Below are 18,589 nucleotides of genomic sequence, written 5' to 3' on the forward strand. Positions count from 1 at the left end.
CGCTGACGACCAGGAAAATCCATGCACAGGAACGGGCCGCCCCTCACCGGGCGGCCCGTTTTCTTTGTGCCGCGCTTTCTGTGACTTGGTCCATGTGACAGCGGAGGGCGAAAATCGGTTGTGGCGGGGGCTATTCGAAAAGTACTGTACGAATGGATTTTTATTGCTTTTCCATATGGTGATATACCTTATGTCGTAATTTTTAATAATTTGCCGCCACCATTGCGCGTGAAACCTCGATATGGGTTCGAGGCGTGTTGGAGGGCAAGATGGATCACTCGACCGGTCATCACCATGGCTGCTGCCAGGGCGAACACAGCTCGCGCCGCGGGTTCCTGAAGCTGGCGACGCTGGGCGCCGGCGTGACGCTGATGGCGCCGATGATGATGAGCCGCCCGGCGCAGGCCGGGGGGGTCGACACGCTGCTGCTGACCTGCATGGACTACCGGCTGATGGCGCGGGTGGCCGAGTACATGGAAGGGCGCAGTCTCAAGGAGAAATACGACCATATCGTCCTGGCCGGTGCCAGCCTGGGCGCGCTGAACGACAAGAAGCCGGCCTGGGGCGAAGCCTTCTGGGATGAGGTGGAGATCGCCCGCGACCTGCATCATGTGAAGCGGCTGATCGTCATGGATCACCGCGATTGCGGTGCGTACAAGGCGTTCCTTAACCTCGATCTGGCCGGTGACCCGCGCCGGGAAAGCGACGTGCACGGCCAGTATCTGACGAAGCTCCGGACGATTGCCAAACAGCGCCATCCCGATCTGGAGGTCGAACTGCTGATCATGGATCTCGACGGCAAGGTCGAGACGATGGCGGCATAGCGGCAGGATGACCGGCACTCCTGCCCCGGTTCCGAGGAAGGAGTGCCGGCAGGCGGCCGTCACATGTCCAGACCCAGGTCCAGGTTCGGGGCGCTGTGGGTCAGCCAGCCGCAGCTGATCATGTCGACGCCGGTCTCGGCGATGGCGCGCACGGTGGCGAGCGTGACGTTGCCCGATGCCTCGGTCAGCAAACGGCCATCCACCATCCGCACCGCGCGGCGCAGCGTGTCCGGGTCCATGTTGTCGAGCAGCACGACATCGACCGGCAGGCCCAGCAGCTCGTCAAGCTGGTCGAGCGTGTCGACCTCGACCTCCACCTTGACCATGTGGCCGATGGCGGCGCGGACGCGCTCCACCGCCGGGCGCACGCCGCCGGCGACGGCGATGTGGTTGTCCTTGATCAGCACGGCGTCATCCAGCCCGAAACGGTGGTTGAAGCCGCCGCCCAGCTTGACCGCATGCTTCTCCAGAACGCGCAGACCCGGGGTGGTCTTGCGGGTGCAGACGATGCGCGTTTTCGTGCCCTCCACCTCGCGCACCAGGGCGCGGGTGGCGGTGGCGATGCCGGACAGCCGGCCCATCAGGTTCAACGCCGTGCGCTCCGCCGTCAGCAGGGCGCGGGCCTTGCCGGTCAGGGTGGCGATGGTGCCGCCGGAGAGCACGTCGTCGCCGTCCGCGCGCTCCACCGTCACCGACATGCCGGGGTCGAGCAGGCGGAAGGCGATCAGCGCCGCCTCCAGCCCGGCGACGCGGCCGTCCTTGCGGGCGGCGATGCGGGCGGTCGCCACCGCGTCGGCCGGGATGATGCTGTCGGTGGTGATGTCGCCGGCCCGGCCCAGATCCTCCGCCAGGGCGGCGCGGACGATGGGCTCGACGGTCAGAGGATGCAGCATGCGGCGTCTCCGGGCAGGGGGCCGGCGGCGCCGGCCAGGTCGCTGAGGGTCAGGGTGCGGGAGAGGGAAGCGGGGTTCGGCAGGGGATGGTCGCTGCGGCAATGGGCACCGCGGCTTTCCTCCCGCGCCAGGGCGGCATGGATGACCAGACGGCCGACCAGCAGCCGGTTGCGGGCCTCGCCCCAGTGCCGGACGATGTCCGGCGGAGCCTGGACGGTGTCGTGGGTGTCGCCGTCTTCGCAGCGGAGCATGTCGAGCGCCGCCGCCAGCCGGTCGAGCTTGCGCCGGGCGGCCAGCAGCCCCAGCCCGTTGCGGACCAGACCGGCCCCGTCATAGAGCGCCGTCCGTGCCTCCGCCCCGATGGCGTCCAGCAGGGCATGGCCGACATCGGCGGCGACCGCCGGCGGGCGGGGCAGGGCGAAGGGCGGCAGCGGCGCCAGCGGGCGCTCGGCCACGTCGCGGGCGACGCGGGCGCCGAACACCAGCGCCTCCAGCAGGGAATTGCTCGCCAGCCGGTTGGCGCCGTGGACACCGGTGCAGGCGACCTCGCCGCAGGCCCACAGCCCCTCCAGGCTGGTCCGCCCGTCGGCGTCGGTGACCACCCCGCCCATATGGTAGTGGGCGGCGGGCGCCACCGGCATCGGCTCCGCGAAAGGATCCAGCCCATGCTCGGCGCAGAGGGCCAGCACGGTGGGGAAGCCGTCCGGCTTGGCGGCCAGCGCCGGGCGCAGGTCGAGGAACACCGGCTCCCCCGCCGCGACGCGCCGGCCGATGGCGCGGGCCACCACGTCGCGTGGCGCCAGTTCCGCCAGCGGATGCTCGTCCGGCATGAAGCGGTGGCCCTGGCGGTCGAGCAGCAGGGCGCCCGCCCCGCGCAACGCCTCGGTCAGCAGCGGCACCGGGTCGGCATCGACGGCCAGCGCCGTCGGGTGGAACTGGACGAACTCCAGGTCGGCGAGAGTGGCACCGGCCCGCGCGGCGATGGCCAGCCCGTCGCCGGTGGCCTCAGCCGGGTTGGTGGTGCGGGCGAAGGCGGCGCCGATGCCGCCGGTCGCCAGGATCACGCGCGGCGCCCGGTGCAGCACCCAGCCCTGCCCATGGCAGGCCAGCAGACCGCAGACCCGGCCGTTGCGCAGCACGAGATCGACGGCGAAGGCGTCGGTCTCCACCCGCACCGACGGGGTGGCGCGCAGGCGGTCCGCCAGGGCGGTGACCAGGGTGCGGCCGGTGGCGTCGCCGCCGGCATGGACGATGCGCGCCGCGCCATGCGCGGCTTCCCGGCCGAGCAGCGGCGAGCCGTCGGGCGCGCGGTCGAAGGGCAGGCCGTCCGCCAGCAGCCGGCGAACCTCGGCGGCGCCGTTGCGGGTCAGCAGGGCCGCCATCGCCGCATCGACCAGACCGGCCCCGGCGGCGACGGTGTCGGCGGCATGGTCCTCCGGCCGGTCGCCGGGACCGACAGCGGCGGCGATGCCGCCCTGGGCGTAGAGGCTGGAGCCGCCGGGCAGTCCGGCGGTCTTGGTGATCAGCGTGACCGCGCGGGGCGCCAGTTGCAGCACCGCGGTCATCCCGGCAAGGCCGGAGCCGACGACGATCACCTCGGCATCGCGGACATCGTAAGGTGTGCTGGAGGTCATGGGGGACTCCTGACTCTCCCTTTCGAGGGCGTTTCTACACACTCACTTCGGCTTCACCGCCAGCATGCGCTCAACCGAGCGGCGGGCACGGGCGGCCAGCGCGTCCGGGATCTCGACGCGAGGTTCCAGGGTCCGCAGCGAGTCCAGGATGCTCGACAGCGTCACCGTCTTCATGTGCGGGCACAGGTTGCAGGGCCGCACGAACTCCGTCTCGGGCGAGGCAGCGGCGACGTTGTCGCTCATCGAGCATTCGGTGACCATCAGCACCCGCGGCGGCTTCTCGGTGCCGACGAAGTCGATCATGCGGGCGGTGGAGCCGACGAAATCGGCGGCCTCCAGCACGTCGGGCGGGCATTCGGGGTGGGCGATCACGGTCAGCCGGTCGAAGCGGCGGCGGAAATCCTCGATCTCGGCGCCGGTGAAGCGCTCATGCACCTCGCAATGGCCCTTCCAGGCGATGATCTCGACCTTGGTCTGGGTGGCGACGTATTTCGCCAGATACTCGTCGGGCAGGAAAATCACCCGGTCGACGCCGAGCGACTCCACCACTTCCACCGCGTTGCCCGAGGTGCAGCAGATGTCGACCTCCGCCTTCACCTCGGCCGAGGTGTTGACGTAGGCCACCACCGGGACGCCGGGATGCGCCTCGCGCAGCAGGCGGACGTCGGCGGCGGTGATGCTGTCGGCCAGCGAACAGCCGGCGTTGCGGCTGGGGATCAGCACGGTCTTGGCCGGATTGAGCAGCTTCGCCGTCTCCGCCATGAAATGCACGCCGGCCAGCACGATCACGTCGGCATCGGTCTCGGTCGCCTTGGCGGCCAGCGCCAGGCTGTCGCCGACGATGTCGGCCACGCCGTGGAAGATCTCCGGCGTCTGGTAGTTGTGCGCCAGGATGACGGCGTTGCGCTCGCGCTTCAGCTCGTTGATGGCGTGGACCAGCGGCGCGTGGAAGGGCCATTCGATGGCCGGCACGACACGTTTCATGCGCTCAAAGATCGGCGCGGTCGCCGCGGCGACGGCAGGGGTGTAGGCGAGTTCGGCGACCTCGGGCATCGGACGGCTCCGCTCTATGCTCGTTCTGAGCAAAACCATATGTGCTCGATAAGAGTATATCAAGAAGAAAAGGTGGAGCGGAAACAATCCGGCGCAAGCGGCGTTGTGCGGTGGCGGGGAAGGCCGGCAGCGTGGCCTGTCCCCCTGGTCAGCGCTGTCTGGAGTTTTGCCGATGAAAGCCTTCCTTGCCGCGCTCTGCGCCATCGTTGTCCTGGCGGGCGGCGCCTGGACGGTGCTGCCGAGCCTGTTCGCCCGCAGCGCCGACGAGACCTTCGCGTCGAGCGGAGCGCGGGTGGGAGAGGAGGCGTCGGTTGCGCACCGCAACTTCTCCGGCCGTCCGCAGATCGACCCCCAGCAGGCCGGCAACACGCAGAAATGATCCGGCCAACGGGGAAAACGGATGACCCCGGCAGGGTAGCCCCGACCGGGTAAGGCAACTTTTGCCCGCGCCGGCCGTTAACTAGGCTCGGGCCGACCATGGCCCCACACAGGGTTTCCGGAGCGGTTTGCGGGAGTGTGATGACGGTTCATGATCCGGAAAGCGGCGCGGAAGACTTGCGTGCCGACGTCTACCGGCTGCTGGCGCTGACGCTGGCCGCCCCGCCGGGCGCCGACCTGCTGGCGCTGCTGGGCAGTCTCACCGGCGACGCGACGCCGCTCGGCCGGGCCTTCGACGATCTGGCCGCCCGTGCCCGCGCCGCCGAACCACAGGCGGCTGAGCGGGAGTTCAACGCGCTGTTCATCGGCGTCGTCCAGGGCGAGCTGGTCCCCTATGCCTCCTACTACCGCACCGGCTTCCTGACCGACCGGCCGCTGTCGGCCCTGCGCGCCGACCTCCAGGCCCTGGGGCTGGAGCGGGCACCCGACGTGTCGGAGCCGGAGGACCACATCGCCGCGCTCTGCGACGTAATGGCCGTGCTGATCCGCGAGGGGGCCGACCCGGCGGTGCAGCGCCACATGCTGGACAGCCACCTGACGCCCTGGGCCGGGCGCTTCTTCCAGGATCTGGAGGCGGCGGAGGCGGCCGGCCTCTACCGCCCGGTCGGCACCATCGGCCGCCTGTTCCTGGAAATCGAGCAGGAGGCCCTGAGCAGACAGATCGACGAATTGGAAGGGGCCGACGCATGAAGACGCCGCAAGATCCGTCGTGCAATTCCGCCGCACGCAATCCCCTGCAACGCCGCGACATCCTGAAGACGCTGGGCCTGGGGGCCGCCGGCGCCGCAGCGGCTGCCGTGCTGCCGGTCGGCGACGAGGCGCAGGCAATGGAATCGCCGCAGGAGCAGGTGAAGTCCCGCTACCGCGAAACCGAACACGTCAAGCGCTTCTACGCGCTGAACCGCCTCTAAGGGCGATCCGGAGGGTGTCCATGCTGGTCAAACGCAGCTCGGCGAAAGCGGCAGGCGCAAAGCGGTCCGGTCTGGTCGCGGCCTTGGCCGACAGTCTGGAATCGGGCGTCAGCCGCCGTGGCTTCCTGCGCCGGTCCGGCCTTGCCGCGGGCGGCATCGCCGCCGTCGGCGCGCTGCCGGGTGCCATGATCCGCAAGGCGGAGGCGGGCCCCATCCTGCCGAATGTCGAGGTGGTGACGCGCAAGAATGTCTGCACCCACTGCTCGGTCGGCTGCACGGTGATCGCCGAGGTGCAGAACGGCGTCTGGGTCGGTCAGGAGCCGGGCTGGGAAAGCCCGATCAACCAGGGCACCCACTGTGCCAAGGGCGCTTCGGTGCGCGAGCTGACCAAGGGCACCCGCCGCGTCAAATACCCGCTCAAGCTGGTCGACGGCGTCTGGCAGCGCATCGGCTGGGACCAGGCGATCGAGGAGATCGGCAACCAGCTGATGGACATCCGCAAGGCATCCGGGCCGGACGCGGTGTTCTGGCTGGGCTCGGCCAAATTCTCCAACGAGGGCGCCTATCTCTACCGCAAGCTGGCGGCCTTCTGGGGCACCAACAACGTCGATCACCAGGCGCGCATCTGCCACTCCACCACGGTCGCCGGCGTGGCGAACACGTGGGGCTACGGCGCCATGACCAACAGCTACAACGACATCCAGAACTCCAAGGCGCTGCTGATCGTCGGCGGCAACCCGGCCGAGGCGCACCCAGTGTCGATGCAGCACATGCTGCGCGGCAAGGAGCACAACCGCGCCCCCTTCATCGTCATCGACCCGCGTTTCACCCGCACCGCCGCCCATGCCACCGAGTATGTGCGCATTCGTCCCGGCACCGACATCCCGGTCGCCTGGGGCCTGCTGTGGCACATCTTCGAGAATGGCTGGGAGGACAAGGAGTACATCCGCCAGCGCGTTTACGGCATGGACGAGATCCGCGCCGAGGTGAAGAAGTGGACTCCGGAAGAGGTGGAGCGGGTGACCGGCGCCCCCGGGTCGCAGCTTCGCCGGGTGGCGGAGGCGCTGGCCAAGAACAAGCCCAGCACGGTGATCTGGTGCATGGGCGTCACCCAGCACACGGTCGGCACCGCCAACGTCCGCGCCCTGTCGATTTTGCAGCTGGCGCTGGGCAACATCGGCGTGGCCGGCGGCGGCGCCAACATCTACCGCGGCCACTGCAACGTGCAGGGCGCCACCGACTTCGGCCTCGATGTCAGCACGCTGCCCGCCTATTACGGGCTGGCGGAAGGGGCGTGGAAGCATTTCGCCCGCGCCTGGGACGTCGAGTACGACTATCTGAAGGGTCGCTTCGCCACCAAGGACCTGATGGAGGCCAAGGGCATCCCGACCACCCGCTGGTTCGATGCCGTGCTGGCGAAGCCCGGCGAGATCGACCAGCCGAGCCCGCTCCGCGCCATGATGTGCTTCGGCCATGGCGGCAACACCGTCACCCGCATGCCGGAGATGGTGAAGGGGCTGGAGAAGCTGAGCCTGTTGGTCATCGCCGACCCGCACCCGACCACCTTCGCCGCCATCAAAGAGCGGCGCAACGGCACCTACATCCTGCCGGCCTGCACCCAGTTCGAGACCGACGGTTCGCGCACCTGCTCCAACCGCTCGATGCAGTGGGGCGAGAAGGTGGTGGAGCCGATCTTCGAGTCGAAGGACGACTACGCCATCATCTATCTGCTGGCGCGCAAGCTCGGCTTCGCCGACGAGATGTTCAAGCACATCACGGTGGAGAAGGACCGGCCGGTGCCGGAGGACATCCTGCGCGAGATGAACCGAAGCTGCCTGTCCATCGGCGCCACCGGCCAGTCGCCGGAACGGTTGAAGATGCACATGAAGCATCAGGCCGACTTCGACAAGATCACCATGCGGGCCGCCTCCGGCCCCTGCGCCGGCGATTACTACGGCCTGCCCTGGCCGAGCTGGGGCCATCCGGAGATCAGGCATCCGGGATCGGCCGTGCTCTACGACACCTCCAAGCATGTGATGGACGGCGGCGGCGTCTTCCGCGCCCGCTTCGGGGTGGAGCGCAACGGCGTCTCGCTGCTGGCCGACGGCTCCTATTCCAAGGGGTCGGAGATCGAGGACGGCTATCCCGAATTCACCATGGCCGTGCTGAAGAAGCTGGGCTGGGACAAGGACCTGACGCCCGACGAGATGCGCGTCATCCAGGCCATCGGCGGCGGCGGGGCCGAGGTGGACAATGTCAGCTGGCAGACCGACCTGTCGATGGGCATCATCCGCGTCGCGCTGAAGCATGGCTGCGTGCCGCACGGCAACGCCAAGGCGCGCGCCGTCGCCTGGAACCTGCCCGACCCGGTGCCGGTCCACCGCGAGCCGATCTATTCCCCGCGCCCCGATCTGGTGAAGGCTTTCCCGGCCATCGAGGACCGGCGCGACTTCCGTCTGGTCCAGCTTGCCCGCTCGTTGCAGTTCAAGGTGGCGGACAGCGACCTGCGCCAGCGCTTCCCCATGGTGCTGACCTCCGGCCGGCTGGTCGAATATGAGGGCGGCGGCGAGGAGACCCGGTCCAACCCGTGGCTGGCCGAGTTGCAGCAGTCGATGTTCGCGGAGATCAACACCAAGGACGCCGAGCGGCTGGGCATCAGGGACGGCGCCTGGGTCTGGGTCTATGGGCCGGAGGACGGCAGCAAGGCCAAGGTCAAGGCGCTGGTGACCGACCGCGTCGGCGGCGGCACGGTGTTCATGCCCTTCCACTTCTCCGGCTACTGGCAGGGCGACAGCTTGCGCGGCAACTACCCGCCCGACACCGACCCCATCGTGCTGGGCGAGCCGGTGAACGGGGTGACGACCTACGGCTACGACCCCGTCACCTTCATGCAGGAAACCAAGGTCACCCTCTGCCGGGTCGAGCCGGCGTGACGTACGGGAGCTGAACAGAACAATGGCCCGGATGAAGTTCCTGTGCGACGCCGAACGCTGCATCGAATGCAACGCCTGCGTCACCGCCTGCAAGAACGAGCATGAGGTGCCGTGGGGCATCAACCGCCGCCGGCTGGTCACGCTGAACGACGGCAAGCCGGGCGAGCGGTCGATCTCCATGGCCTGCATGCACTGCAACGACCCGCCCTGCGCCGCGGTCTGTCCGGTCGACTGCTTCCTGCAAACCGCCGACGGGGTGGTGCTGCACAGCAAGGATCTCTGCATCGGCTGCGGCTACTGCTTCTACGCCTGCCCGTTCGGCGCCCCGCAATACCCGCGCACCACCGATTTCGGCAGCCGCGGCAAGATGGACAAGTGCACCTTCTGCGCCGGCGGCCCCGAACCGGACGGCAGCGTCGAGGAATACCAGAAATACGGCGCCAACCGGCTGGCCGAGGGCAAGCTGCCGCTCTGCGCCGAGATGTGCTCCACCCGCGCGCTGATGGGCGGCGACGGGGCGGTGCTGGCCGACATCTATCAGGAGCGCTCGCTGCGCCGCGGCTACGGCTCGGGCGCGCCGGGCTGGTCGACCGCCTATGGCCGCAACGACCGCGGCTCTCCCTTCGCACCGGGCGGGCCTGGCACGGGAGGGGCGTGAGCGCCTCCGCAAGTAAAGTCCATTCCGGGAGACCATCATGCGCCCCACCAGACTCCCCCTGCACGCCCTGCTGCTGATCGCCCTGCTGGCCGTTCAGAGTCTGGCCGCTTCGACTTTCGCACAAGCGCAGCTCACCCAGGTGCCCGGCCAGAACTCGCCGACCACCAAGGAGCAGGTGCCGCTCTACGTCCCGCAGGACGACAAGCTGATCGGCCGCGTCAGCATCCCGGACGAAAAGCTGGCGGTGCTGGTCCAGCCGGAAGGGCGGGAATGGCGGGAGTGGCGCACCCACACGCTGCGGCTGGCGATCGCCGGGCTCGCCATCGGCATGACGGCGGTCCTGGCGATCTTCTTCCTCTATCGCGGCACCATCCGCATCCATGGCGGCAAGTCGGGGCGGCTGGTCCTGCGCTTCAACGGGTTGGACCGCTTCGCCCATTGGACGACGGCGGTCAGCTTTCTGCTCATGGCGTTGACCGGGGTGATCCTGACCTTCGGCCGGCCGCTGCTGATCCCACTGATCGGCCATCAGGCCTTCACGCCGCTGGCGGAATACGCCAAGTCGATCCACAACTTCGTCAGCGTGCCCTTCGTCGTCGGGCTGCTGATGATCATGGGCCTGTGGCTGCGCGACAACATTCCGGAAAAGGCCGACTGGACCTGGATCAGGACGGCAGGCGGGCTCTTCTCCAAGGCCGGTGGGCAGCATCCGGAGGCCGGGCGCTTCAACGCCGGACAGAAGCTGGTGTTCTGGAGCATCGTGCTGGGCGGCATCGGCATGGCGGCCACCGGCTATCTGATGATGGTGCCCTTCGCCGTTTCCGGGATCGGCGGCATGCAGATCATGCACGTCATCCACGGCCTGCTGGCGGCGGGCCTGATCGCCGCGGTGATCGGCCACATCTACATCGGCACCATCGGCATGGAGGGCGCCTTCGACGCCATGGGCTGCGGCGAGGTGGACGAGAACTGGGCGATGGAGCACCACCGCCGCTGGTATCAGGAGCAGTTGCGCAAGGGCTATGTCGAGGGGCGCCAGCCGGCGGAGTGAAGCGACACACCGATGCGTTCATAGGGTGGGACACGAACAATCCCACCCGCCGACCGTCTCCTTCCATAGTACAATTTACCCCCTCCCTCTCAGAGTGGCTGAATGGCCCTCGACAAACGCGCTGGACCGGAGACCTGACCGGTTCACCACACTGAGAGGAACGGCCCAAATGCTCCACCAGGCTCTCGACACGCTCCAGAAGCAGATCGCGCTCCGCCCCCGCTACGACAACTATATCGGTGGTCAGTGGGTTGCGCCGGTGGATGGCCAATACTTCACCAATCTCACCCCGATCACCGGCAAGCCGCTGTGCGAGATCGCCCGTTCCCAGGCCGCCGATGTGGAGCTGGCGCTCGACGCCGCCCACGCCGCCAAGGATGCCTGGGGCCGCACCTCGCCGACCGAGCGCTCGAACATCCTGCTGAAGATCGCCGACCGCATGGAAGAGCGGCTGGAGGTCATCGCGCTGGCCGAGACGCTGGACAACGGCAAGCCGATCCGCGAGACCCGCGCTGCCGACGTTCCGCTGGCCATCGACCATTTCCGCTACTACGCCGGCTGCATCCGCGCCCAGGAAGGTTCGATCGCCGAGATCGACCACACCACCTACGCCTACCATTTCCATGAGCCGCTGGGCGTCGTCGGCCAGATCATTCCCTGGAACTTCCCGCTGCTGATGGCCGCCTGGAAGCTGGCCCCGGCGTTGGCCGCCGGCAACTGCATCGTGCTGAAGCCGGCCGAGCAGACCCCGATGGCGATCATGGTGCTGGCCGAGATCATCGGCGACCTGCTGCCGCCCGGCGTGCTGAACATCGTCAACGGCTTCGGCATCGAGGCCGGCAAGCCGCTCGCCACCAACAAGCGCATCTCGAAGATCGCCTTCACCGGCGAGACCTCGACCGGCCGCCTGATCCTGCAATACGCGTCGGAGAACATCATCCCGTCGACCGTCGAGCTGGGCGGCAAGTCGCCGAACATCTTCTTCGAAGACGTGATGGCCGCCGACGACGAGTTCCTCGACAAGGCGCTGGAAGGCTTCGCGATGTTCGCGCTGAACCAGGGCGAGGTCTGCACCTGCCCCAGCCGCGTCCTGATCCAGAAGTCGATCTACGACCGTTTCATCAAGCTGGCGGTCGAGCGCGTCGCCAAGATCGCCCAAGGCCACCCGCTGGACGGCGGCACCATGATCGGCGCCCAGGCGTCGCAGGAGCAGCTTGAGAAGATCCTCTCCTACATCGAGATCGGCAAGGCCGAGGGCGCCAAGGTCCTGATCGGCGGCGAGCGCGCCCATCTGGGCGGCGAGCTGGAGGGCGGCTACTACGTGCAGCCGACCATCCTCGAAGGCCACAACAAGATGCGCATCTTCCAGGAGGAGATCTTCGGCCCGGTCGTCGCCGTGACGACCTTCGAGACCGAGGAAGAGGCACTGGCCATCGCCAACGACAGCGAGTTCGGCCTGGGCGCCGGCGTGTGGAGCCGTGACGGCAACCGCGCCTTCCGCATGGGCCGCGGCATCCAGGCCGGCCGCGTCTGGACCAACTGCTACCACCTGTACCCGGCGCACGCCGCCTTCGGTGGCTACAAGAAGTCCGGCATCGGCCGCGAGACGCACAAGATGATGCTCGACCACTACCAGCAGACCAAGAACCTGCTGGTCAGCTACAGCCCGAAAGCGCTCGGCTTCTTCTGAGCCCTGCTCCTCCCTATCGGGCAAACCTGGGCCGGGGGCGTGTCCCCCGGCCTTTTTTCTTTCTCCGTGTGGTTTCGTGATAAAGGACCACCATGACCGCCCCAACCCCGACTGACCGCGTGACCGCCACGCCCGAGGCCGTCGCCCTGCTGGACCGGCTTGCCGCGAAGCACGGGCCGCTGATGCTGCACCTGTCGGGCGGCTGCTGCGACGGTACGGCGCCGCTCTGCCTGCCGAAGGGGGAGTTCAGGATGGGCGGTCGCGACCTGTGCCTCGGCACGGTCGCCGGTGCGCCCTTCTGCATGTCCGACGACACCTTCCAATGGTGGCGCAACACCCAGGTCATCCTGGACGTTATCCAGGCACGCGGCGGCGGCTTCTCGATCGAGGCTCCGGACGGCGTCCGCTTCATCGCCAGGGCCCGCCTGTTCACCGACGGGGAGCTGGCCGGCCTGCCCGATCCGCAACCGGCCGAGACTGTTTAGGAGCCGCCCCGCATCATGTCCTCCTTCACCGGTCCGCGGATTGGTCTTGCCCGCCGCCATCCCTGGAGTACCCTTGCCGGATCGCATCCGCGGACGGAGCGAGGGGTGCAGGGGGAAGCCATGTCCGCAGGAGAGACTTCCGTGACGGGGCCGGTACGGCCGACCTCCGGCGACGGCATGCCGCGCGCCGTCACCCATGCCGAACGCCCGGACGAGGCGGCGCGGGAACTGCGCGCCGGGCTGGGCGAGGTGGCTTTGGAACTGGTGGTCGTCTTCTGCGCCCCAAGCTATGACCGCGAGGCGCTGGCAGACGCGCTGGCGGGGCAGTTCGGCATGGTGCCGGTGATCGGCTGCACCACGGCGGGGGAGATCGGCCCCGGCGGCTACACCACCAACGCCCTGGTGGCGGTGGGCTTCCCGACCGAGGATTTCTGCATCGTCACCGCGCTGGTCGACCATGTCGACCGCTTCGAGATCGCCGACAGCACCGCCATCGCGCGGTCGCTGCTGTCGCGCCGCGACCGCGCGATGGGGACCCGCCCGGTGCCGCTGGGCGAGGAGGCCCGCAGCTTCGCCATGCTGCTGATCGACGGGCTGTCGATGAGCGAGGAGACGGTGGTCAGCGCACTGCACAACGCGCTGATCGACATCCCGCTGTTCGGCGCCTCGGCCGGCGACGACCTGCATTTCGAACGCACTTTCGTCCTGCATGAGGGCGCCTTCCACGCAGACGCCGCGGTGGTGGCGCTGTTCACCACGACGCGGCCCTTCACCGTCTTCCGCACCCAGCATTTCGTCAGCTCCGACCGCAAGATGGTGGTCACCGGCGCCGATCCGCAGCACCGCATCGTCCATGAGATCAATGCCGAGCCGGCAGGCCGCGAATATGCCCGTCTGGTCGGGCTGGAGGGGGAGCCGCTGACCCCGATGATCTTCGCCTCCCACCCGGTCGTGGTGCGGGTCGGCGGCCAGTATCATGTCCGCTCGATCCAGAAGGTGAACGACGACGAGAGCCTGACCTTCTTCTGCGCCATCGACGAGGGCATCGTCCTGACGGTGGCGGAGGGGGTCGATCCGGTCGCCAATTTCGACGGGCTGATCGAGGGCATCGAGGCGGAGGTCGGCGCCCCCGACCTGATCCTCGGCTGCGACTGCATCCTGCGCCGGCTGGAGATGGAGCAGCGGCAGCTGAACGCCGTGATGTCCGACCGGCTGGCCCGTCACCGCGTCGTCGGGTTCTGCGCCTATGGCGAGCAGGTCAACGGCATGCACGTCAACCAGACCTTCACGGGCGTCGCCATCGGAGGGCGCTAAGCCATGGCCGGCATGCAGACCCGCAACTGGACACTCGACCCCGCCGACCGCATCGCCGAGCTGGAGCGGGAGAATGCCAAGCTCCAGCGCATCAACAAGGTGCTGATGGACCGCGTCGAGCGGTCGATGGATTTCCAGGGCGGCGCCTTCTCGCTGTTCCAGACCGCCATCGTGCTGGAACAGAAGATCCGCGAGCGCACGCTGGAGCTGGAACGCGCCCTGCACAAGCTGGAGGACAGCAACCGCGACCTCGCCCGCGCCAAGGAGCTGGCGGACACCATGCGCACCCGCCTGTTCGAGGCGATCGAGTCGGTGAACGAGGGGTTCGCCCTGTTCGATTCCGCTGACCGGCTGGTGCTGTGCAATCGCAAATACCTGTCCTACTGGCCGTCGGTGGCGGGCCGCATCCAGGCCGGCATCCGCTTCAACGATCTGGTGGCGATGGTCGCCGCCGCCGGTGCCGTCGCCGAGCCGCCGCCCGACGTCTGGCTGCGCGAACGGATGGAGCACCGCCACGACCTGAAGGGCGTCTTCCTGAACCGGCTGTCCGACGGCCGCTGGATCCAGGTGAACGAGCGGCGCACACGGGACGGCGGCATCGTCGGCGTCTACACCGACATCACCGTCATCAAGCGCGAGGAGGAGCGGCGGCGCGAATCCGAACAGGCGGAGAAGTCCGCGCTGATGATGCTGAACGACCAGTTGCAGCAGGCCAAGTCCCAGGCCGATCAGGCCAATTTGTCCAAGACACGCTTCATCGCCGCCGCCAGCCACGACCTGTTGCAGCCGCTGAACGCCGCCCGCCTGTTCGTCTCGGCGCTCGCCGACCTGGAACAGCCCGACGCCAATGCGGAGCTGGTGGAGAACGTCGACGCGGCGCTGACGTCGGTGGAGGATCTGCTGTCGGCTTTGCTCGACATCTCCAAGCTCGATGCCGGGGCGGTGACGCCGGAGGTGACCGACTTTCCGCTGCGCGGCATCCTGGCGCCGCTCGCCACCGAATATGCCGCGGTGGCGGCGGAGCGCGGCATCGATTTGAAGGTGGTGGGGTCGGGGGCGGTGGTGCGCAGCGACATGCGGCTGTTGCGCCGGATCGTGCAGAATTTCCTGTCCAACGCGCTGCGCTACGTCCAGGGAGGCCGGGTGGTGGTCGGTTGCCGCCGCACCGGTGACGGCGGCATCCGCATCGAGGTGTGGGACAACGGCCCCGGCATCCCGCGCGACAAGATCACCGAGATTTTCCAGGAATTCCGCCGTCTCGACACCCCCGTCACCAAGGGGCGCGACCGCGGCATGGGGCTGGGGCTCGCCATCGTCGACCGCGTCGCCCGCATGCTGGACCACCCGATCACCGTGCGGTCTGAGCCGGGCCGGGGCTCCGTCTTCGCCGTCACCGTGCCGCGCGGGACCGAGCGCCGCGCCGTCCGCCCGGCCAGCATCGCCGCCCGGCCGATGACCAACCGGCTGGCCGGCACCTCGGTGCTGGTGCTGGACAACGAACCGGCGGTGGTGGCGGGGATGGAGGCGCTGCTGCGCGGCTGGGCCTGCGACGTGGTGTCGGCCACCAACGGCGACGAGGCTCTGGCGCTGCTGTCCGGCATGCCGCAGCCGCCTGATCTGCTGATCGCCGACTATCACCTCGACGACGGCGTGCTGGGGGTGGACGAGGTGGCGCGGCTGCGCGCCGCCTGCGGCCGCATCCTGCCTGCCGTGATCGTCACCGCCAACCGCACGCCGGAACTGGCGGACGAGGCCAAGGCGGCCGGCTGCCTGGTGCTGAACAAGCCGGTGAAGCCGGCGCAGCTGCGCGCGGTGATGTCGGGGCTGGTGGGGTAGGGGCGGGCGGCGAAGAGAGCCTGATGATTTACCGGTAACGCCTTGCCGGTTCGGCTGTTGTCGGTTTTCATGACCGACCCCGCTGCGTTGCGCGACAAGGCGCTCGAAATCCACCGGCTGCTGTGCACCGTCTACGGCTGCCCGGTCGCCTATTTCCACAGCCTCGACCCGCTCAGCGAGCTGGTGTCGTCGCTGCTGTCGCACCGCACCCGCAATGCGGCCTCGGGCGCCGCCTTCAAGGCGCTGCGGCGGCGCTGGCCGGATTGGCAGTCGGTGCGCGACGCGCCGGTTGCCGAAGTGGAGGCGACCATCGCCGGCGTCACCTGGCCGGAGCAGAAGGCGCCGCGCATCCAGGCCATCCTGCGCCGCATCACCGAGCGGGTCGGCAGCCTGTCGCTCGACCTGTTGTCCGGCATGCCGGTGCCCGAGGCCCGGGCGTGGCTGGAGGAGTTGCCAGGTGTCGGGCCGAAGACCAGTGCGGCGGTGCTCAGCTTCTCCACCCTGCGGCAGGCGGCGCTGCCGGTGGACAGCCACCATCACCGCGTTGCCGTGCGCACCGGCCTGATCCCCGCCACTCTCGCCGTCGGCCCGTCCCACGCCGTGCTGTCGGCGCAACTGCCGGAGGGGTGGGACGCCCAGCAGGTCTATGACAACCATGAGGTCATGATGCTGCACGGCCAGCGCTGCTGCTACCATCAGGCACCGGCCTGCGACCGCTGTGTGCTGCTGCGGCTCTGCCCGACCGGTCAGGCTCTGCGGCCATCGGAGGATGAGCGGGAGAGGGCGTGAAGCCATTCGTTTTGTGCATTGCAACACGCAGCCATTCCCAGAATGCAGGGCCGTTCGCCGGATGCAGAGCGCATATAGGATCGTGAGGGCGACGAAGACGCCGCTCGGATCTCCATAAGACGAGGCCTGAGGTGATTCACAAGATTTTGGACGCGATCGATGCCATCGTCGCGGAAAAACGGCAGAACGGCCAGCTTGAGGACTGGATCAAGAGTGGAGCCGCCCGCCGTTTCTGCGAGAAGATTTCGTCCGAACGCAAGCACTACTATCCCGCCCTGCTCCTCTACTTGGAGCGCCGCGGCGGGCAGCACGTCTGACAGCATGCCTGTAACGGGAACGGGCCGCGGCATTCCGCGGCCCGCCCGTTTTTGAGGGAGCCTATTCGGCCGCCAGCGGCGCCGGGATCATGCTGCCGGTCTGCTGGAAGCGGCTGTGCCAGGCGAAGGCTTCCTCCAGCAGGTGCGGGGTGTGGCCACCGCGCTGAAGCGCCCGGCGGTGATAGTCGGCCGCCAGTTCTCGGTAGCTGGGATGGACGCAGTTGCGGATGATGGTCTCCGCCCGCTCGCGCGGCGCCAGACCGCGCAGGTCGGCCAGCCCGACCTCCGTCACCAGCACATCGACGTCATGCTCATTGTGGTCGACATGGGTGACCATCGGCACGATGCTGGAGATGGCGCCGCCCTTGGCCAGCGACTTGGTGACGAAGATGGCGAGGTGGCTGTTGCGGGCGAAGTCGCCGGAGCCGCCGATGCCGTTCATCATCTGCGTGCCGTTGACGTGTGTCGAGTTGACGTTGCCGTAGATGTCGCACTCCAGCGCCGTGTTGATGCCGATGACGCCCAGGCGGCGGATCACCTCGGGATGGTTGGAGATCTCCTGCGGGCGCAGCAGCAGTCGGCCCTTGTAGGAACTAATTCTCGGCAGCACCTCGGCATATTTGCCGGCGCTGAGCGTGATCGATGAGCCGGACGCGAAATTCAACTTGCCGGCGTCGAACAGCTCGAAGGTGCTGTCTTGCAGCACTTCGCTGTACATGGTCAGATCGTGGAACGGCCCGTCGATCAGCCCGTGCAGCACCGCGTTGGCGATGGTGCCGATGCCGGCCTGGAGCGGCGCCAGCGACCGGCCGAGCCGGCCCTGCTTCACCTCGCGGCCGAAGAACTCGATGAGGTGGCCGGCGATGGCGTTGGTCTCGTCATCGGGCGGCAGGATGCTGGCCGAGCTGTCCTGCTTGCGCGTCACCACGATGGCGGCGATCTTCGACGGATCGATGGGTATGTAGGGCAGGCCGGCCCGGCTTTCCGCCGTCACCACCGGGATCGGTTCGCGGAAGGGGCGGCGCGTCGGGATATAGACGTCGTGCATCCCCTCCAGATCCAGCGGCTGGGTCAGGTTCAGCTCGATGATGATCTTTTTGGCCAGGATGGCAAAGGTCGCCGAATTGCCGATGGAGGTGGTCGGCACGATCCCGCCGGTGTCGGTGATGGCACAGGCCTCGATCACCGCGACATCGACCGGCCCCATCTGGCGCGAGCGCAGCAGTTCCACCGTTTCCGACAGATGCTGGTCGACGAACATCACCTCGCCGCGGTTGATCGCCTTGCGCAGCACCGGGTCGGCCTGGAAGGGCAGGCGGCGCGACAGCACCCCCGCCTCCGTCAGGATCCGGTCCACGTCGTTGCCCAGCGAGGCGCCGGTCATCAGCGTGATCTTCAGCTTCTCCGACGCGGCGCGCTCGGCCAGCGCCAGCGGCACCGCCTTGGCGTCGCCGGCACGGGTGAAGCCGCTCATGCCCACGGTCATGCCGTCCTTGATAAGGAAAGCGGCTTCCTCCGCCGGCACCACCTTGCCCCACAAGGATTTCAGGCGGATGCGATCTCGGTACATCGGGCGTTCCTTTTATGAGTGTTTTTTGTCGAATGACGAACGATCCGTGCCTTGGTGTTCGTTTTTCTTATTTGAAAATACTCATAAGGACGGGCTGTCCGATACCGCAACCGTTCGTCCGGAATATCAGGTCACGGAGAAGTGAATGGGTGGGCGAATATCGCCATATCCGTTCGGAATGCGACCAGAGACT

17 protein-coding genes are annotated in these 18,589 nt (G+C 68.1%); 13 read left to right on the forward strand and 4 right to left on the reverse strand.

Features of this window, described 5'->3' with window-relative positions:
* Nucleotides 1-269 precede the first annotated feature (269 nt).
* Complete coding sequence (locus tag TSH64_RS09110) at nucleotides 270-824, forward strand: carbonic anhydrase (protein WP_109452444.1); 555 nt, start codon at nucleotides 270-272, stop codon at nucleotides 822-824.
* 59 nt (nucleotides 825-883) lie between these two features.
* Here the strand turns inward: TSH64_RS09110 and nadC are convergent, their stop codons facing one another.
* Genes nadC through nadA form a run of 3 tightly spaced genes read right to left on the reverse strand, consistent with a single transcriptional unit; the run spans nucleotide 884 to nucleotide 4,404 of the window.
* Nucleotides 884-1,717: a carboxylating nicotinate-nucleotide diphosphorylase gene (gene nadC, locus TSH64_RS09115; RefSeq protein WP_109096473.1), complete on the reverse strand. Its 834-nt coding sequence runs from the start codon at nucleotides 1,715-1,717 to the stop codon at nucleotides 884-886.
* Nucleotides 1,702-3,351 carry an L-aspartate oxidase gene (locus TSH64_RS09120; RefSeq protein WP_109096474.1) on the reverse strand — a complete coding sequence of 550 codons (1,650 nt, stop codon included), beginning with the start codon at nucleotides 3,349-3,351 and terminating at the stop codon, nucleotides 1,702-1,704. The genes nadC and TSH64_RS09120 overlap by 16 nt, the downstream gene beginning before the upstream one ends.
* Before the next feature lie 42 nt (nucleotides 3,352-3,393).
* Nucleotides 3,394-4,404: a quinolinate synthase NadA gene (gene nadA / locus TSH64_RS09125; RefSeq protein WP_109096475.1), complete on the reverse strand. Its 1,011-nt coding sequence runs from the start codon at nucleotides 4,402-4,404 to the stop codon at nucleotides 3,394-3,396.
* Nucleotides 4,405-4,576: 172 nt separating this feature from the next.
* On the opposite strand from nadA, the gene TSH64_RS09130 reads away from it, so the two are divergent.
* The 12 genes from TSH64_RS09130 to TSH64_RS09185 all read left to right on the forward strand — a co-directional run bounded on the left by TSH64_RS09130 (nucleotide 4,577) and on the right by TSH64_RS09185 (nucleotide 16,826).
* Complete coding sequence (locus tag TSH64_RS09130) at nucleotides 4,577-4,783, forward strand: hypothetical protein (protein ID WP_109096476.1); 207 nt, start codon at nucleotides 4,577-4,579, stop codon at nucleotides 4,781-4,783.
* Between the two features lie 140 nt (nucleotides 4,784-4,923).
* A complete protein-coding gene (locus TSH64_RS09135) occupies nucleotides 4,924-5,532 on the forward strand; it encodes a molecular chaperone TorD family protein (RefSeq protein WP_109096477.1) in 609 nt (202 codons plus the stop codon).
* Nucleotides 5,529-5,753, forward strand: coding sequence for a twin-arginine translocation signal domain-containing protein (locus TSH64_RS09140; protein WP_109096478.1), 225 nt, complete (start codon nucleotides 5,529-5,531; stop codon nucleotides 5,751-5,753). Before TSH64_RS09135 ends, TSH64_RS09140 begins: the two co-directional genes overlap by 4 nt.
* 20 nt (nucleotides 5,754-5,773) lie before the next feature.
* Entirely contained in the window at nucleotides 5,774-8,686 is a 2,913-nt protein-coding gene (locus TSH64_RS09145) for a formate dehydrogenase subunit alpha (RefSeq protein WP_109096479.1), read from the forward strand.
* 22 nt (nucleotides 8,687-8,708) lie between these two features.
* Entirely contained in the window at nucleotides 8,709-9,344 is a 636-nt protein-coding gene (gene fdh3B / locus TSH64_RS09150; protein ID WP_098736175.1) for a formate dehydrogenase FDH3 subunit beta, read from the forward strand.
* A gap of 37 nt (nucleotides 9,345-9,381) precedes the next feature.
* Nucleotides 9,382-10,395: a formate dehydrogenase subunit gamma gene (locus tag TSH64_RS09155; protein WP_109096480.1), complete on the forward strand. Its 1,014-nt coding sequence runs from the start codon at nucleotides 9,382-9,384 to the stop codon at nucleotides 10,393-10,395.
* A 169-nt stretch (nucleotides 10,396-10,564) separates the two neighbouring features.
* Complete coding sequence (adh, locus tag TSH64_RS09160) at nucleotides 10,565-12,085, forward strand: aldehyde dehydrogenase (RefSeq protein WP_109096481.1); 1,521 nt, start codon at nucleotides 10,565-10,567, stop codon at nucleotides 12,083-12,085.
* 92 nt (nucleotides 12,086-12,177) lie between these two features.
* Entirely contained in the window at nucleotides 12,178-12,570 is a 393-nt protein-coding gene (locus tag TSH64_RS09165) for a DUF779 domain-containing protein (RefSeq protein ID WP_109096482.1), read from the forward strand.
* A gap of 141 nt (nucleotides 12,571-12,711) precedes the next feature.
* Nucleotides 12,712-13,884, forward strand: coding sequence for a nitric oxide-sensing protein NosP (gene nosP, locus TSH64_RS09170; protein ID WP_247872827.1), 1,173 nt, complete (start codon nucleotides 12,712-12,714; stop codon nucleotides 13,882-13,884).
* A 3-nt stretch (nucleotides 13,885-13,887) separates the two neighbouring features.
* On the forward strand, nucleotides 13,888-15,720 hold the full coding sequence (locus TSH64_RS09175) for a NahK/ErcS family hybrid sensor histidine kinase/response regulator (protein WP_109096484.1): 1,833 nt from the start codon (nucleotides 13,888-13,890) through the stop codon (nucleotides 15,718-15,720).
* A gap of 69 nt (nucleotides 15,721-15,789) precedes the next feature.
* Nucleotides 15,790-16,509 carry a Fe-S cluster assembly protein HesB gene (locus TSH64_RS09180; protein ID WP_109452446.1) on the forward strand — a complete coding sequence of 240 codons (720 nt, stop codon included), beginning with the start codon at nucleotides 15,790-15,792 and terminating at the stop codon, nucleotides 16,507-16,509.
* Between the two features lie 131 nt (nucleotides 16,510-16,640).
* Nucleotides 16,641-16,826: a hypothetical protein gene (locus tag TSH64_RS09185; RefSeq protein ID WP_109096485.1), complete on the forward strand. Its 186-nt coding sequence runs from the start codon at nucleotides 16,641-16,643 to the stop codon at nucleotides 16,824-16,826.
* Between the two features lie 61 nt (nucleotides 16,827-16,887).
* Here the strand turns inward: TSH64_RS09185 and TSH64_RS09190 are convergent, their stop codons facing one another.
* On the reverse strand, nucleotides 16,888-18,396 hold the full coding sequence (locus tag TSH64_RS09190) for an acetyl-CoA hydrolase/transferase family protein (RefSeq protein WP_109096486.1): 1,509 nt from the start codon (nucleotides 18,394-18,396) through the stop codon (nucleotides 16,888-16,890).
* Nucleotides 18,397-18,589: the final 193 nt, after the last annotated feature.

This window comes from Azospirillum sp. TSH64, from assembly GCF_003116035.1.
In the GTDB taxonomy this organism is placed as follows: Bacteria; Pseudomonadota; Alphaproteobacteria; order Azospirillales; family Azospirillaceae; genus Azospirillum.